This is a genomic window from Salipiger mucosus DSM 16094, assembly GCF_000442255.1.
Lineage (GTDB): Bacteria > Pseudomonadota > Alphaproteobacteria > Rhodobacterales > Rhodobacteraceae > Salipiger > Salipiger mucosus.
Window position 1 is genome coordinate 172,407 of the sequence record NZ_KE557281.1, and the last position, 14,010, is coordinate 186,416.

The window sequence follows — 14,010 nt, forward strand, 5'->3', positions numbered from 1 at the left end:
ACAGATTGAATCTTTCCACCTGGGCCGGCACTTGCCAGGGGGAGATACGGGAGTTTGAAATGAAGGCAAACATTGGCAGGTTTTTTGCGAACACGACCAAGGCGATCATGGTTGCCGGCATCGGTACAACTGCGGCCATCGTGCTGTCTGGCACTTTGGACAAGGTCGGAGATCCACCACAGGATCGAGGCGTTGTGTTCAGCATGGAAGAACATGTGGGACCGAACGCGGTCTATGACGCGGAAGATCTGGCCGCGCAGCTTCGCGACGGCGCGGATCATCTTGCCAACTACATGGAGCAATCCAATGAGGGGAACATTTTCGCAGCCTCCGCGGAAGCGCGTGCTGCCGTTCATGACTATGACGACGCATGCATCTACGCCAGCCGGATTGCGACAAGCATGGCGATGAACGAAAACGAGAGCCCCGAGATGAGGGAACTGGTCGGCGACATCTGTGAAGGGAGAGACGCCATCGTTGCCATGATGGAGCAAGTGTCCGGTCCGATCCAGCAACTTCTGTCCATTCGGAATGCAGCGCAAATCAAGGTGGTCAGCGCCGCCGAGGCGTTCGACATCGAGCCGCGCTACGATGTTCGTCCGTTCCCGGATTCCGACGGAGGCCCGGCAGGACCAACCATGTGATCTGCGCTGGTCACCACAGAAGTTCGAAGGCTGTCGCGCGCCCTGCCCGGCAGCCTTTTCATTTTCAGGATCGACAACCGAAGGAGACAAAGATGTCGAAACGAAAACCGAAGCTGGCGCCGCGGAACGGCCATGTCGCCGCCATGCGCCAGAAATCCGGCGGCGCCCACGGCAAGACGAAGAAGGCCCAGCGCCAGGCGGACAGGATGCAGCTCAAGCGCAGCATTCGGGACATTCAGACGAGCGACGACGCGGCCGTTCTTCTGAGTGTCTCGTGCGTTTGAAGGATATGGGGAGGTGGCAGAGCGGTCGATTGCGGCGGACGGTAAATCCGTTCCGGGTATCCGGCACCCTGGTTCGAATCCAGGCTTCCCCACCAAGAAATGACGACGTAGCTCAGTTGGTGAGAGCGCCGAGCTCATATCTCGGAGGTCGAAGGTTCGAACCCTTCCGTCGCCACCAAAAAATCAGGTTTCGCGGATGCGCAGTCTCTTGAGACCTTCCATATTCCTCCAGGCCTCCCTTGAGGGCTGGTCCAGGTCTCGAACGCCGTGATCGTGGGCTTCCTTGCCCGATGCGAAGACCTCGACGTCCGAGTTGTACTCGAAGGTCTCCGGCGCGACGTCCTGTCGGTGCAGGCGCAGTGCGAGGAGTTCGCGGGGATCGTGCGTCAGGAGCCATCCACCGCACAGGCATCCGTCCTTCTGATGGCACAGGAAGACGGCTGGGTTCTGTTCCCAGGTTTCGCCGTCGTAGGTCGTGAGCTTCTCGTACTCGGATCGATGCCAGATGCCGGATGGCACATCTGCCCGGTACGGGCAGGACCCGCAGGGAACCTTCGGCGGTTGAAGTCGGTCGGTCATGAACGGCCCTCTGGAACTTGCGGCAATGGACCACGGAAGTTCAGAAATCACAATCCTTCAGGATCCGTAGCTCAGCGGAAAAGCGCCTGCCCGACACGCAGGATGTCGGACGTTCAAGTCGTCCCGGATCCACCAGAAATCATGAAAATGGGACCTTAGCTCAGTTGGTAGAGCGCTTCGTTTACACCGAAGATGTCGACAGTTCGAGCCTGTCAGGTCCTACCAGATCCTGCAGTACGGGCCGGTAGCTCAGTCGGGAGAGCGTCTGCTTTGCAAGCAGGCGGTCGCGAGTTCGAGTCTCGCTCGGTCCACCATTTGTCCACTTTTTTGACCCTCATTTAACCATTGCCCTGTAGGGCTCCGCCCAACGAACAGGAGACAGGAAACCATGCAAGTGAACCTTCATCAGACCATCATGGAAGCGCCGATGTCCGTGGAAGGTGTCGAGAACGTCTACGTGAAGGGTGGGATGCTCTGCCTCATGAAGAAGGCCGCCAACGGCAACCGCGAAACGGCGAAGTATCCGCTGGCCCACATCGCGAAGTACGAAACCTGGATGCGGCGTGAAGAGGTCGAATTCCAGGATGAACGCACCACGGCCGTCGTTCACCTCGTCAGTCATTCGGAACCCGAGATCTTCCGCTCGCATGTCGCCCCCGAGGCCACCGCCTTTCTCTACCGCGTGTTCACGGAAGATGGCGACGACGAGGTGAAGGTGACCAGCTTTCCGCTGATCAACATCTTCCGCGTCAAGGAGCGCTGATCCGTGAACCTCAGGTACGCGATCTACTCGGCGCTCTGCTGCGGCGTTTTCGCAGCCTCGGTGGCCTTCATGGACTTCGAGGCTGCGAAAACCGACGTGACATGGCCGGGCGGCGGAATGGAATGATGGATCAGACAGCCATTCGGGCTAGGGATGCGGCCGAGAACTTCGCTGATCTGGTAGCCGCGGTCCTTAGAACGATCCCGGCTGTCCTCTTCGACGACATCGGATTCGAGCCGGCGCAGGTGTCGGCCCCCTCATACTGAAATTCCACGCGGCCAGATCGGCTGCGTGTGATGCACCCTTGGTCTAAAGGTCAGGACGCCGCCCTTTCAAGGTGGAGTTGCTCGGTTCAAGTCCGGCAGGGTGTGCCAAAGACGCCACAGTGGCAGATTGCGTTGTCAAGGACAAATATTTCTTGCCGCTTGACACTCTATTCAATCTCCAGTATTCGGGAGGCCGCTCTCGCAAGAGTGCGTGGATTGAAAGGAAGCCCGTTGGGTGTACCAAGATCCGGAGCCCTTGTGGCGGTTAAGCCTCGACCGGGAAATTACCGAGGTGAGCTCGGCGCCTGCTTTCATAGGAATGGCGCCACATTTTCCTTCCGTAGTGTCGTCGTCCGTGCTGGGAACTTCTTCAGCCAGCACCGTTGATGACCCAGTTCGAGTGTACCCATCCCCGGCGGCGCTGATGCTGATCCCTGTGCCCATTTAGGTAGCTGCTTCCCGTATAGACCACTCCCATCCACGCGCCTTGCCGAATGCAGGGGTACACAGCATCGCCATTATGGACTTCGTCGATCTTTCTGTAGTTCGAGCCCGGCCCGGTCCGCACTGCAAGGAAGCCATCTCCGTTAGGATCGAGTCCGTCCACATAGTGGATGGTGCACCCGTTGGCTTCCAGAGGTCCAGCCGGCGACGAAAAGGGCACATCCAGGCTCTGTGCGGATGCGGCAGACGCTGAGAGCGCGCCCAACAATGCCAGGGTTCGAAGCATTATGAAAATCCCGAAATCAGCGTCAAAGAACTTCAAAATCCTGTCGCAGCCGTGTGCGCCAGTCAAGTAGACGCTCGATACCTCAAAAGGTGAACCTGCCGGTATCACCGGCTCACGCCCCCATCGTCTAAATGGAATAGGACGCTGCGTTCTCAGCGCGGTAATACCGGTTCGAGTCCGGTTGGGGGTGCCATCTTCCAGCCCTTTTGGCGCGCCCTTGCCCAGAAGGCGGTTTTCTGCTCTGATAGAGAGGGTTAGGCGTCTCCCTTAAAGTCCAGTGTTGCCGGTATGTTCTGCTCGGGGTAGAGTTCCTGAAAACGAACGACCGAGGCGACGGGCAATGAAATCAGAATACGAAAGCGCGCTGGGCTACCTGACGCTCCTGGCACTCGCGGCCGCCGGGTACGCGTTCTATGCGCTGGACACCGTTCTGGCGGCCTCTCTGGCATTGCCGGGGATCCTGGTGATCTACTTGGCGCTCCTGTTCGGCGTGACGGGCCTGCTGGGACTGAATCTGTCGTCCGCGAAAAAGGAGGAGGTCGGCGCCCATGTTCGAACCCACCTCGGGGCCCTGTCCCGCAATCTCAGGCAATCGGTCAAGAAGAACGACTACGGCCTTGTCCTGGCCGACGAGCGCGACGATTGCGTACGGGACTTCCTCGACAGCGTCGAGCTCTCCTTCGACTATCGGCGGATCGAGCCCGCGGTCATTGATTTCGTCCTGGCGGAAGTCGAACGGCTCGAGGACAAGGCCCGCGCAGGTGGTTTCGATCCCGACTGCTACCCACAGGACCCCGCCGAGTTCGAGCACTGGTGCGCGGAACAGCTCAGGCGCTTCGGATGGGAGGCTGACGTCACCCAGCGTGGATACGATCAAGGCATCGACATCGTCGCCCGGAAAGGCACGCTGGTGATTGGTCTTCAAGTGAAGCGGTACAATACGCCGGTCGGCAACAAGGCGATCCAGGAGGCCATTGCCGGAAAGAGCTACTATGGCCTCGCCGGCGCCGGCGTTCTCGCGACATCCGGTTTCACGCCCAGCGCACGCCGGCTTGCGTCCTCGACCGATGTCGCGCTTCTGAGTCCCTACGACATTCCGAATCTCGGTCAGTCGTTCCGCTACGGATCTCTACCGATTGAGCAGGCGCTCTGAAGCGGCCTTTCTTGCGCGGCGGAAAGCACCTAGCATGCAACGAGGAGACGCACATGACTGACATCGGATTCGAGTTTCGGCCTACCATCAAGAGGCCGCCCATGCTGCCCCACCGGCAGCATGGGTTCATGTGCTCGAACAACCTCGAGGGTTTCAGGATGCCGAGCGTGATCCGGGCGCTCTATCGGAAAGACCTGATGGTCGAGTGCGACAACTTCCGGACCTTCACGGACAAGGGACGCGACTACGTACGTCGCCACAAGCAACACGAGCTTCGAGTGCGCCTCGCCTCCGGCATTCCGGACGCTCCGGTGATCGAGACAGATGATGCGCTGGAAGACTATCTCTTCGAGGACGGTGCCAGGCGCCTCCCGGTTCGCAGGGTGGTCGTCGGTGGCGATTTCCCACCGCGCGTCATGGAGATCGCCGGGCGGGAACCGCTTGCCTACCTGCATCCGTACTATCTCTGGGAGATCGAACGCGAGAAGTCCGCCGGTCAGTTCCTCGAGCGCACAGACCTCCTGATGTACGACTTGGCTTACCACTACGAGGTCCCGAGAGAGGATCCCGCGGCAGCTCCGACACCCTGATCCGACGCAGCGCCAATCTATTCTTGTAAATCTATTCATATTCGCGATATGATGCTGCCATCAACAGGACGGCACCATGGCGACAGACTTCAAAGACGGGACCACCTACGAGCAGCGATTGCAGGCGACGTGGAGCAACGCCCTGGCCGTCGTGGAACGCGATGGCGTCGACGGTGAAATCCGGCTGGCGCGTGAAGCGTTCAAGGAAATCCACTGGCTGCGCCGGCTGTCGCACTCCATGCAGCGCCGTCCGTTTCCGCCTTCCAAGCAGACCGCCGATTTGGCCGGGGAGCTGGAGCTCTATCGTCGCTTGTCAGATGCTGACGACGGTGAGCTGATTGTTGCCTTGTCGACGTTGATCGACGGCCTGCGTAACGAAAGAGCCCGGAACTTCCGGCTCGCGGGGAAGAGGCGACCGACCGAGCTGCTGACCCCGGCCCAGATGCGCGTCATCCTGAACGGCGAAGAACCGCGGCAGAGCTCCACGTTGGACGCTCTGGAACGGAAGAACATGATTTCTTACGAGAGCGGCCGCCGCGTGATGACGGGCGACGCCCGGACCTACGCCTGGCAGGTGTTCGACCGCAGCACATATCGAATGCTGGAAAAGGAGGGCCGGCTCGATGCTCCCCTCATCCAGAGCAACCTAGACCTCCTGGAGCTGATGTATCCCCGCGCGGAAATCGACCCCGAGGTCAGCATCTATGTCTACCGCGGGTCCATCCCTATGGTGGTGCGCAACGGGGACGGTCAGAACCCACTCGCCTACCTGCATCGGTACTTCCTGTGGGAGATCGAGGTCGACAGAACCTGCGGGGATTTCCTCGAAAAGCGGGAGGTCTCTTCCCACAAAGGGTCGTACGAGTACCGCATGCAACCGCAGGAACCCTAACTATGCCGAAATCGGCACACGGTAACTTGAAACATAACGTGAACATATATAGTGTTGTATCATGACCATGATCAAGTTCATCCAACGATTTTCGGCGGATACGGAATGCCGCACTTTCATGGAGGTACGGCGCTGGCCGGAGGGCCCGGTGTGCCCGAAATGCGGTTCGGAGAACCGTTCAGGGCGGGTTTCGTCGCGCTCCGGCGTCTGGACGTGCAACGCGAATTCCTGCAAGCATCAGTACACCGGGCCCTCCGGTACTCCGTTACATCGGACCCGTGTTCCGCTGCCCAAATGGTTTCTCGCGACCCGATCCCCTGCTATGGACCGTTTCGCCGCAGCTTTCACAGGCCTGGAGAACGGGCCACTTGGGTACCGGGTCCTGACTGCATGAGCCTCGATGACGTACAAGCCGACGTGCCGACAGAGGCCGACGTTCTAGCGTCCTTCCCGGCGCTGCCGGACGTCATGGATCCGCCGGATCTTGTCCAGCAGGCCTCGGTCTTCCGGATCTATCCTGATGACACCCAGATCGCGGCCTTCCGACAATGGATCGGTGCCGCTCGGTGGCTCTGGAACCGCTATGTCGAGATCAACCAACACCTCTACGACTACGAGGGGCGGTTCGCCTTCCAGCAAGAACTGTCGTCATTGCTGCCGCAAATGAAGAAGGCGCAGGGCCTGGAATGGCTCGCAGAGCCACCAGCCAGCCATATCGTGGATGTCTCGTGCCGGTTTGACCAGAGCCTGAGAAAATTCCTGGACGACAAGCAGGCCGTCCGGGCGGGCCGAATGTCGAAGAATGCTGCGGCCGGGTTCCCGCGCTTCAAATCGAAGCGCGACCGCGAGGGATCGGTATACGTCTCCGGACAGAACGTCAGACTGATCCGGCGAGAGGCCAATCCCCACGCGGCACGCGGCTGGGTTGAACTGCCTGCCATGGATCAGACCGAAGTTTGGGAGCGGACCGTGAAGGGCGGAAAGCGCAAGGGGCAGGTCGATGAGCTCCCGAAGCCTTTGCGAAAGGCCATTCGCATCCGCGGCGGACGGTGGCCCGAAGGGCACGTCCAATCCGTCACGATCCGCGAAGACGCCCCCGGCGTCTGGATCATGTCGGTGCAGTATCTGGGCCCGCCGCCGAAGCGAAAACGCCGCGGCGAGGACATCGACGTTCCGGATCCCGAGGTTGCGGCGCGTGGCTATGATCTCGGCTGTTCGTCGGCCGCCGTGGGCTCGGACGGAAGTCGTCTCGAGCCGGACCGCCCGCTACGAAAGCGGGTCAAGCGCCTGCGCCGCGCACAGCGCCGCTCGGCCCGGCGCAGGCAGGCTCGGCTTGACCAGGCCCAAGAGAAGAAAAAAGACATTCCGCGATCCCGGCGCGAACGCCGGGCATATGCGGAGGAAGCGCGCATTCACCATCAGGTCCGGAATGCGCGGTACAACTTCACGCACCAGTTCACCCATCGTGCGACAGCCAAGGCGGTGGTGACCTGTGCAGAGGACCTGAACGTCTCCGGCATGATACGGAACCCGAAACTTGCCCTTTCGGTATCCGACGCCGGCATGGGAGAGATACTGCGCCAGTTGGAGTACAAGTCCGAATGGCGCGGGCGGCACTTCGTCAAGATTGACCGCTGGGCCCCGAGCAGCAAGACGTGCTCGGGCTGCGATCACAAACTTGACGAGTTGTCGCTTTCCACCCGCAGGTGGGTTTGCCCTGCTTGTGGCGCCGATCATGACAGAGACGAGAATGCAGCCCTCAACATCCTTCGTTGGGGCCTGAAAGAGGCACTACGGCGAGGCACGCCGAAAGTCACGCCCGGGGAGAGCAGAGCGCTGGTCGGAGGGAAATCCCGCAAGGGAAAGAGAACCCGGCGAAACTCGGCTCGAAAAGCTCAATGAGACAGAACCGGGAATATTGGAAAGGGCTTCCACCGGAAGCCACGCAACTACCGCGTACCACATGTTGGGCGTTCGTGGTTCAGTTCAATAATGCCGTGGTGTCGTCAATTGTAGGTTCGAGCCCTACCTCGCCAGCCAGAGAAACCCGATCCCGGAAGACGCTTGCGCGAAGCGGTCGGCGGTGCAAATCTGAATCAGGATCATGACCCAGAACAGCGACCAGATTACGCCCGTGCGTCTGTCCGAGGCCGAGGAACGAGCCCTCCGCATGGTGCGGTCCTCGGGCGTCCTGGTCTCCCGGATTCCCGACAAGAGCACCGATTTCATCGGGATCGTCGACATGCCCGGCCGCCGGGTGTTCAACGGCTTGGTCAGAAAGGGTCTCATTTTCGAGACAGAGGAAGATCCGGTCACCTTGCCGGATGGCACCGAATTCGAGTTCACGCCTTCGATGGAGCTCACTGACGAGGGCGAGGCGCTCTGCGAGGATTTATTCGGGTCTGCGAGCCCGGACTTCAAGTTCTGAAAACTTTATCCGGGTATCCAGGTATCGGAACTTCAAGGAGAGCCCAATAATGCCCATGCGTGATTCAATCGGCCAGGAAATCAGGCCCGGAGACCGTGTGCTCTGGAGTCGAAACGGCGCCTATGCCGGCTTCGAGGACGGCGTCCTGACTGTCGAGAAGCTCACACCCAAGAGCGTTCGGATGCGGGAGCGCAACCCGCTCAACGACCGCCCGCTGATCGCGTCTCCGAATGCTCTGGTTGTGGTGGAAGCGAACTTGCGGTCCTTGGGAAAATAGCGCTTGTGCAATCACTCTGGATGGCTTCAATGTCGTCGAGAGTGTCTTGAGAGGTATCGATATGTGGCGTTTCTTATCCGGCTTGGCTCTCGGTCTCGCGATTTCCGGCGGCGCGGTCTATGCAAATATGGATCCCATCATCGCCAGGGTGACCACGAACGGCATGCTGAAGGGCTATATCGTTCAGAAGGATGGACGAGAAGTCTGTCGAGACCCGATGGTGTGGAACCAGTTCCGTGGCCCCGAGAGCTACATCGTCTGCGAGAAATAACTCGGCGGGAGTGGCGGAACGGTAGACGCAGCGGTTTTAAACTCCGTGGCCTCGGCGTGAGGGTTCGAGTCCCTCCTCCCGTACCATGACAGGTGGACATTGAAGAATAGATTGAGTACTTTCTGTTTATGTCACCCGAAGTCTTCACAGTTGGACATTCGAACACGTCCGCCCGCGCGTTCGTCGCCAAGCTCATGGCGAACGGCATCACCGCGATTGCCGACGTGCGCAGCCGCCCGTACAGCGCCTATGTGCCTCACTTCGGGCAAGCGGAGCTGAAGGCGACACTCAGGGGATGGGGGATCGCCTACTCCTTCCTCGGCCGTGAGCTCGGGGCCCGGGCGGAGGACCCGGACGTCTATGTCGATGGCCAGGTCAACTTCGCCCGTCTCGCGCAGACCGACCTTTTCAGATCCGGCATCGACCGGGTGATCCAGGGATCCCGAAACTACCGGATCGCGCTCATGTGCGCCGAGAAGGAACCGATGGAGTGCCATCGAACGATCCTGGTGGCGCGCGCCCTCGCCGAAGCCGGATACGACGTCAGGCATATCCTGGACGATGGCAGCGTAGAGACACACGAGGAGACGATGGATCGGCTCATGGATCTGTTGAAGATCCCGAGGTTCGACATGTTCCTGAGCCGGGAGGTCCTGCTCGAGGACGCCTACGAGGCCCGGGCGAAACAGATTGCCTATGCACCGGGGGTGTGAACCCGGGCGAAACCGGAAGTGAGTACCCATCTTCCAACAAAACATGCGGGCGTGGCGGAACTGGTAGACGCTACAGATTCAAATCCTGTTGTCCTCGCGACGTGTGGGTTCGAGACCCACCGCCCGTACCAAATTGACGGATATCCCCACATCGGGGTAGGTTCGTCACATCATGGCCTGGTAGCTTAACTGGATAGAGCATCTGACTTCGAATCAGAGGGTTGAGGGTTCGAATCCTTCCTGGGCCACCATTTTTTTCACGTTCGACGCGGTGTCCCGCCCTGCCCTTGCGAATTCTATCCATTTGAAGTAAAAAATCGGAAGAACAGCAGATCGAATTCCATGACCTTCCATGTCTACTACAGTGCCAATGCCAGCCGGCACCCGGCCCGCCCTTTCCATCCGGAGCGCCCGCATCGAACACATGCGGCACTGGCCGGCCTGGCCGACATCGATCTTCCGGGACTGAGTTTCGTCCAGGCGACCCATGCCAGTGTGGATGCGGCCCGGACCTTGCATGACACGGACTACATCGACCGCCTTCTGGAGCCCATTGGGCAGCGCCCCGGTGAAAAGAAGACATACAGGGTCCTGGATGGCGGAGATACGCATCAGGCTCCAGACAGCCTGGATGCCGCGCTGGAGGGTCTCGGATCGCTGCAGGACGCGGTCGACAGAACCATGTCCGGAGAAATCACCGGGGCGCTGGTCGCAACCCGCCCGGCCGGGCATCACGCGACGCGAAATCAGGCGATGGGGTTCTGCTTCATCAGCCAGGCCGCGCTGGCGGCCGAGCATGCCCGCTCCAAGCACGGGGCCCGGGTCGCGGTTCTGGATTTCGACGTCCACCATGGAAACGGGACAGAGGACCTGCTCTGGGATCAACGGGACGTTTTCTTCGCCTCGACGCACAGCGCAACCCTTTGGCCACTTACCGGGTCGGGGGAAAGCAAGGGTGCGCACGGTCAGATCCTGAACGTGCCATTGCAGCCACTCACGGGGGGACGCGAAATGCGGTCAGCCTGGACCCGGATTTTTTCCAGGCTCAGGAAATTTTCCCCGGATATCATCATCGTATCCGCTGGATTTGATGCGCACATGGCCGATCCGATCTCGAACCTGTGCTGGAAGGCGGAAGATTTCGATTGGCTTGCGCGGCAGCTTGGAGAGGTCGGGCGGGACGTCTGTGGCGGACGCATCGTTTCCTTCCTCGAGGGCGGCTACAGCCTGCCGGTGCTCTATGACGAGGTGCCGGCCTACATCGCCGGGCTCATGGGCGCAGACTATCAGCGCATCAGCAACGCCGGGTCGCGCTTCGGTCGGATCGACGGAACGCCGTACGTTCCGGGGACATTCACGGCCCTGACGCACCCGATCCTGAAATTCCAGTACAGGAAAGCGTTTCAACGTCAGTGGATCCAGGATCAGGACAACGGTGCCCTGCTCTACACCCCGCCGGACTTCGTGAAATTGAACAGCCGCGAGCCTCTCGAGGAGATCGCGGCCGCAGCATCCGAGCGCGGCGTTCTGGATATCCGTGACATTGTCAGGCTCGAGCGCCTCTGCGGCTAGGTCACGCGCTCGAACCTGAAATCTGCAGGCGTAGCTCAACGGTAGAGCGCCAGTCTCCGGTATGCGCAAGGTGCCGGGTCGTGAAGCTGAGGGTGGCCGGTCGGACGGCCACCGCGGTCGAGCGGCGATTGGGCTGGAGAGTGCGCAAATTCCCCGACGGATCCGACCAGGGGAGGGGTTCGAGTCCCGCCGCCTGCACCAAATTTACCCGCCGGGCTTTACTTGTTCATGCCGGGCGCATACACTCTAAACTTCAAGACAGCCGACAATTCAAAGGAAAGGAGGCCCGCCATGTAGTTCAACCAAGGAGAACAGCATGGCGCATTTCAAGCGCAAACGTTCACGCCAGCATCCCTCGGGGAACTATTCCGCGAATGGCCTCGCCCGGAGGATCGGGCCGCGCATGAACGACAGGAAATGGACCGACTCCTACCCCCGGTGGTGGGACAAGGCCTTCCACACCAAGCCGAAGCGCGCGCGGGAGACCCTTCTCAAGCGCGCTGTCCTGAAGGGTGAAGACCCGGATGACATGGTTTGGCCGGATGGGCGCAAGCCGCACATCTATTACTGGTAACATGGCATCGGCGGGTCTCCCGCCGGCGCCCTACTCCGCCTTAGCTTAGTGGGAAAGCACCAGATTGTGGCTCTGGGGACTCAGGTTCAATTCCTGGAGGCGGGACCAAATTCTTGCGGGAGTGGCGAAACTGGTAGACGCACCGGCTTTAGGTGCCGGCGCTTCGGCGTGAGGGTTCGAGTCCCTCCTCCCGTACCAGAAATCAGAATCCATGCCTCGGTAGCTCAGCGGATCAGAGTGTCGGTTTCCGAAGCCGAAGGTCCCAGGTTCGAATCCTGGTCGGGGCGCCAACAGACCGTGTTTTTGGCTCCACGGTCTCTAAAGATAGAGCGCAGGCTTGCCTGCGTGAGCCACCCCATTGCCGCTGTCGCTCAGTGGTCGAGCAGCCGCTTCGTAAGTGGCAGTCCGTCAGGACAGATCGGACCCGGCACCAGGTCCACTCCGCAGGATCTGCGGAATCCGTCTCACGAAAGCCCGCGTTTCCTTCTTGACCGAAGGGGACGCGGGCTTTTTGCGTTGGGTGCATATCTGCGAACATTTATCGACATAACAGTCGGAGGTGTGCAAAATTGCACGTCTTTTGTGACATCGGATTGTCACGCGTCGATCCCCCTCCTACCTCATGCCCTCCAGCGCTCGGAACCCCTTAAAAGGCGTACCGAGACCGGACCTGTGTGGAGTCGATCACGTTCAAGGGCACGATTGCGTGAGCCTGAAGCGAAGTGTGGAGGGCTTGCTAAACCTTTGCAGCTGCACAAAATTCCGACTGCCGACGACGGAGCAAGTCTCGGCAGAGAAACACGAAAGGACCAAACAATGAAACGCATCATCACCACCGCAGCAGCCCTTGCCCTGACCGCCGGAGCCAGCGCGGCTGCCCCGTCGGACGCCACGCTCAACAAGGTGCGCCAGTTCGTGCCGAATGCCGACGTGGCATCCTTTACGGACCACGAGCGTACCCAGGTGCTCGCAGTCCTGGTCTCGGGTGAATCGGACACCACGAAGCGCAACCGGATCCAGCACATCCTGCGCTGAGGTCCCAGCGTCACGGACAGCCCTTTGTGGGCTGTCCGTCAAGGAAACTGGGGTGATCGACGAACGCTGAGCCATTCGTTCCTTAACAGGCCTTCTGATTACTCCAAACTGTTCTTTCCAATTGTTGACATGCCTATTCTTTATGTGGCACTCTCCGGTCAGCAATTTGGGAGACAGATCTTGAAACCTGGCATTCACGGAGTGCAGCTGATCACCAACGGGTCGATCCTGGTGGGCATCAATCTCGGGTTCGACGCCGCGGCCGAGCACGAAATGGGGGTTACGCACCTCAGGGAGTGGCTGGCCATGGGCGACCATGCCAAGACCACCGGTGTCATGCGCAAGAGGCCGAATTTCGGTGCCAAGGTTCGCAGGGACTGGCTGCGGAAGGACGCGGGACCGGGAAAGCGTATCCCGACCTGCAATCGGAAGAAAATCGCGGCCCGCACCCATCTCGTGGAGTTCGGCGACACCCAGAAGAAGCCGGCGGAAACCCATCTTCTGTTCTATACACATCCCTCTGATCGTGTCTGGCAGCATCGTAAAGAAGCGCTGGAAACGCGCGCGGACGATCCCTGGCTGCCGTTCCGTCCACGGTCCCCCAGGAAAGCCCCCGGGCCCGACCTCGGAACGATGTGGAGCGACAAGGGCTTCGCCATCCGAGCCTTCGGAGACCGCGAGCGGGATGCTGTGCGCGAGATCCACGAAGCCCTTCTCAAGGGGAACCTTGCCATCGGTCTCGGCGGGCGCACCCTCTTTGGCGAGGGCCTTTCCCTGATGATCGCCGACCGCATCCCGCGGGAAGACGGCGATGCGGTTCTCGCGCGGGATCTCGATCACATGCGTCTTGTGTGGATGCCGCGCGGAGTGCAAGGACAGATTGAACCTCGTGAGACTGTGATCGAGTGCGTGCTTATGTCAGGCCTCTGATTGCGGCTCTTCACATGCGCCGCGGGCCGGGATGGTGGTTCGCGGGCCGGGTCCAATACTTCTCACCGGGCTTGAAGCCCTTACGCATTATCTGGTTTTCCCTGCCCCGATCCGGTCGATCAGTTGTCCATTCAGCTCGTGCCTTCCTCACATCCCCGATATCCGGCGGACCGGCAGCAACCTGTTAGGTCATCGCCAGTGCCGGATCCCGGTAACTTTCACCCTTCGTGATCATCGCCCAGATGCGCCGTGCCATTTTGTTGGCCAGCGCGATGGCCGCGAGCATGCGGGGCTTTCTAAGCATCAGCT

Annotated in this window: 18 protein-coding genes and 13 tRNA genes; 30 read left to right on the forward strand and 1 reads right to left on the reverse strand. The window is 60.2% G+C overall.

The window, feature by feature from the left end; translation table 11 throughout:
* The first annotated feature begins 59 nt into the window (after positions 1–59).
* From SALMUC_RS20930 to SALMUC_RS20945, 4 genes are all read left to right on the forward strand, one after another.
* Positions 60–644 carry a hypothetical protein gene (locus SALMUC_RS20930; protein ID WP_020042889.1) on the forward strand — a complete coding sequence of 195 codons (585 nt, stop codon included), beginning with the start codon at positions 60–62 and terminating at the stop codon, positions 642–644.
* Positions 645–736: 92 nt separating this feature from the next.
* Positions 737–928 (forward strand): hypothetical protein, encoded by a 192-nt coding sequence (locus tag SALMUC_RS20935; RefSeq protein ID WP_020042888.1) that lies wholly within the window; start codon positions 737–739, stop codon positions 926–928.
* A 7-nt stretch (positions 929–935) separates the two neighbouring features.
* Positions 936–1,023: transfer RNA gene (locus SALMUC_RS20940), tRNA-Tyr, on the forward strand.
* A 6-nt stretch (positions 1,024–1,029) separates the two neighbouring features.
* Positions 1,030–1,106 (forward strand) — tRNA-Met (locus tag SALMUC_RS20945).
* A 5-nt stretch (positions 1,107–1,111) separates the two neighbouring features.
* Here the strand turns inward: SALMUC_RS20945 and SALMUC_RS20950 are convergent.
* Positions 1,112–1,507 carry a DUF6283 family protein gene (locus SALMUC_RS20950; protein WP_020042887.1) on the reverse strand — a complete coding sequence of 132 codons (396 nt, stop codon included), beginning with the start codon at positions 1,505–1,507 and terminating at the stop codon, positions 1,112–1,114.
* Positions 1,508–1,567: 60 nt separating this feature from the next.
* On the opposite strand from SALMUC_RS20950, the gene SALMUC_RS20955 reads away from it, so the two are divergent.
* The 26 genes from SALMUC_RS20955 (at position 1,568) to SALMUC_RS21075 (ending at position 13,701) form a co-directional block, all read left to right on the forward strand.
* Positions 1,568–1,642: transfer RNA gene (locus SALMUC_RS20955), tRNA-Val, on the forward strand.
* Between the two features lie 14 nt (positions 1,643–1,656).
* Positions 1,657–1,732: transfer RNA gene (locus SALMUC_RS20960), tRNA-Val, on the forward strand.
* 13 nt (positions 1,733–1,745) lie between these two features.
* Positions 1,746–1,821: transfer RNA gene (locus SALMUC_RS20965), tRNA-Ala, on the forward strand.
* A gap of 74 nt (positions 1,822–1,895) precedes the next feature.
* Positions 1,896–2,270 carry a hypothetical protein gene (locus SALMUC_RS20970; RefSeq protein ID WP_020042886.1) on the forward strand — a complete coding sequence of 125 codons (375 nt, stop codon included), beginning with the start codon at positions 1,896–1,898 and terminating at the stop codon, positions 2,268–2,270.
* Positions 2,271–2,273: 3 nt separating this feature from the next.
* Positions 2,274–2,396 carry a hypothetical protein gene (locus tag SALMUC_RS31575; RefSeq protein WP_020042885.1) on the forward strand — a complete coding sequence of 41 codons (123 nt, stop codon included), beginning with the start codon at positions 2,274–2,276 and terminating at the stop codon, positions 2,394–2,396.
* A 172-nt stretch (positions 2,397–2,568) separates the two neighbouring features.
* A tRNA-Glu gene (locus tag SALMUC_RS20975) sits at positions 2,569–2,644 on the forward strand.
* Between the two features lie 738 nt (positions 2,645–3,382).
* Positions 3,383–3,459 (forward strand) — tRNA-Glu (locus tag SALMUC_RS20980).
* A gap of 147 nt (positions 3,460–3,606) precedes the next feature.
* On the forward strand, positions 3,607–4,419 hold the full coding sequence (locus SALMUC_RS28430; RefSeq protein ID WP_020042883.1) for a restriction endonuclease: 813 nt from the start codon (positions 3,607–3,609) through the stop codon (positions 4,417–4,419).
* Between the two features lie 53 nt (positions 4,420–4,472).
* Positions 4,473–5,009 carry a hypothetical protein gene (locus SALMUC_RS20990; protein ID WP_020042882.1) on the forward strand — a complete coding sequence of 179 codons (537 nt, stop codon included), beginning with the start codon at positions 4,473–4,475 and terminating at the stop codon, positions 5,007–5,009.
* Positions 5,010–5,085: 76 nt separating this feature from the next.
* Entirely contained in the window at positions 5,086–5,901 is an 816-nt protein-coding gene (locus SALMUC_RS20995; RefSeq protein WP_020042881.1) for a hypothetical protein, read from the forward strand.
* 67 nt (positions 5,902–5,968) lie between these two features.
* The gene (locus SALMUC_RS31900; RefSeq protein WP_425414322.1) at positions 5,969–6,295 is read left to right on the forward strand and encodes a transposase; all 327 of its coding nucleotides are present in this window, start codon (positions 5,969–5,971) and stop codon (positions 6,293–6,295) included.
* Positions 6,292–7,803 (forward strand): RNA-guided endonuclease InsQ/TnpB family protein, encoded by a 1,512-nt coding sequence (locus SALMUC_RS21000; protein WP_020042880.1) that lies wholly within the window; start codon positions 6,292–6,294, stop codon positions 7,801–7,803. Before SALMUC_RS31900 ends, SALMUC_RS21000 begins: the two co-directional genes overlap by 4 nt.
* Positions 7,804–8,005: 202 nt before the next feature.
* A complete protein-coding gene (locus SALMUC_RS21005) occupies positions 8,006–8,329 on the forward strand; it encodes a hypothetical protein (RefSeq protein WP_084514041.1) in 324 nt (107 codons plus the stop codon).
* 49 nt (positions 8,330–8,378) lie between these two features.
* On the forward strand, positions 8,379–8,606 hold the full coding sequence (locus SALMUC_RS21010) for a hypothetical protein (protein ID WP_020042877.1): 228 nt from the start codon (positions 8,379–8,381) through the stop codon (positions 8,604–8,606).
* Between the two features lie 46 nt (positions 8,607–8,652).
* Positions 8,653–8,877 carry a hypothetical protein gene (locus SALMUC_RS21015; RefSeq protein ID WP_156883589.1) on the forward strand — a complete coding sequence of 75 codons (225 nt, stop codon included), beginning with the start codon at positions 8,653–8,655 and terminating at the stop codon, positions 8,875–8,877.
* A gap of 4 nt (positions 8,878–8,881) precedes the next feature.
* Positions 8,882–8,963: transfer RNA gene (locus SALMUC_RS21020), tRNA-Leu, on the forward strand.
* Positions 8,964–9,005: 42 nt separating this feature from the next.
* Positions 9,006–9,590: a DUF488 domain-containing protein gene (locus SALMUC_RS21025; protein ID WP_020042875.1), complete on the forward strand. Its 585-nt coding sequence runs from the start codon at positions 9,006–9,008 to the stop codon at positions 9,588–9,590.
* A gap of 45 nt (positions 9,591–9,635) precedes the next feature.
* Positions 9,636–9,721 (forward strand) — tRNA-Leu (locus SALMUC_RS21030).
* Between the two features lie 43 nt (positions 9,722–9,764).
* Positions 9,765–9,841, forward strand: a tRNA-Arg gene (locus SALMUC_RS21035).
* 91 nt (positions 9,842–9,932) lie between these two features.
* Positions 9,933–11,162, forward strand: a complete 1,230-nt coding sequence (locus SALMUC_RS28435) for a histone deacetylase family protein (protein ID WP_020042874.1) — start codon at positions 9,933–9,935, stop codon at positions 11,160–11,162.
* Between the two features lie 316 nt (positions 11,163–11,478).
* Entirely contained in the window at positions 11,479–11,736 is a 258-nt protein-coding gene (locus tag SALMUC_RS21045) for a hypothetical protein (protein WP_020042873.1), read from the forward strand.
* Positions 11,737–11,770: 34 nt separating this feature from the next.
* Positions 11,771–11,844, forward strand: a tRNA-His gene (locus SALMUC_RS21050).
* Positions 11,845–11,851: 7 nt separating this feature from the next.
* Positions 11,852–11,934, forward strand: a tRNA-Leu gene (locus tag SALMUC_RS21055).
* Positions 11,935–11,949: 15 nt separating this feature from the next.
* Positions 11,950–12,026: transfer RNA gene (locus tag SALMUC_RS21060), tRNA-Arg, on the forward strand.
* A gap of 526 nt (positions 12,027–12,552) precedes the next feature.
* Complete coding sequence (locus SALMUC_RS21070; protein ID WP_020042872.1) at positions 12,553–12,771, forward strand: hypothetical protein; 219 nt, start codon at positions 12,553–12,555, stop codon at positions 12,769–12,771.
* A gap of 180 nt (positions 12,772–12,951) precedes the next feature.
* The gene (locus SALMUC_RS21075; protein WP_156883590.1) at positions 12,952–13,701 is read left to right on the forward strand and encodes a hypothetical protein; all 750 of its coding nucleotides are present in this window, start codon (positions 12,952–12,954) and stop codon (positions 13,699–13,701) included.
* The last annotated feature ends 309 nt before the right edge of the window (positions 13,702–14,010 follow it).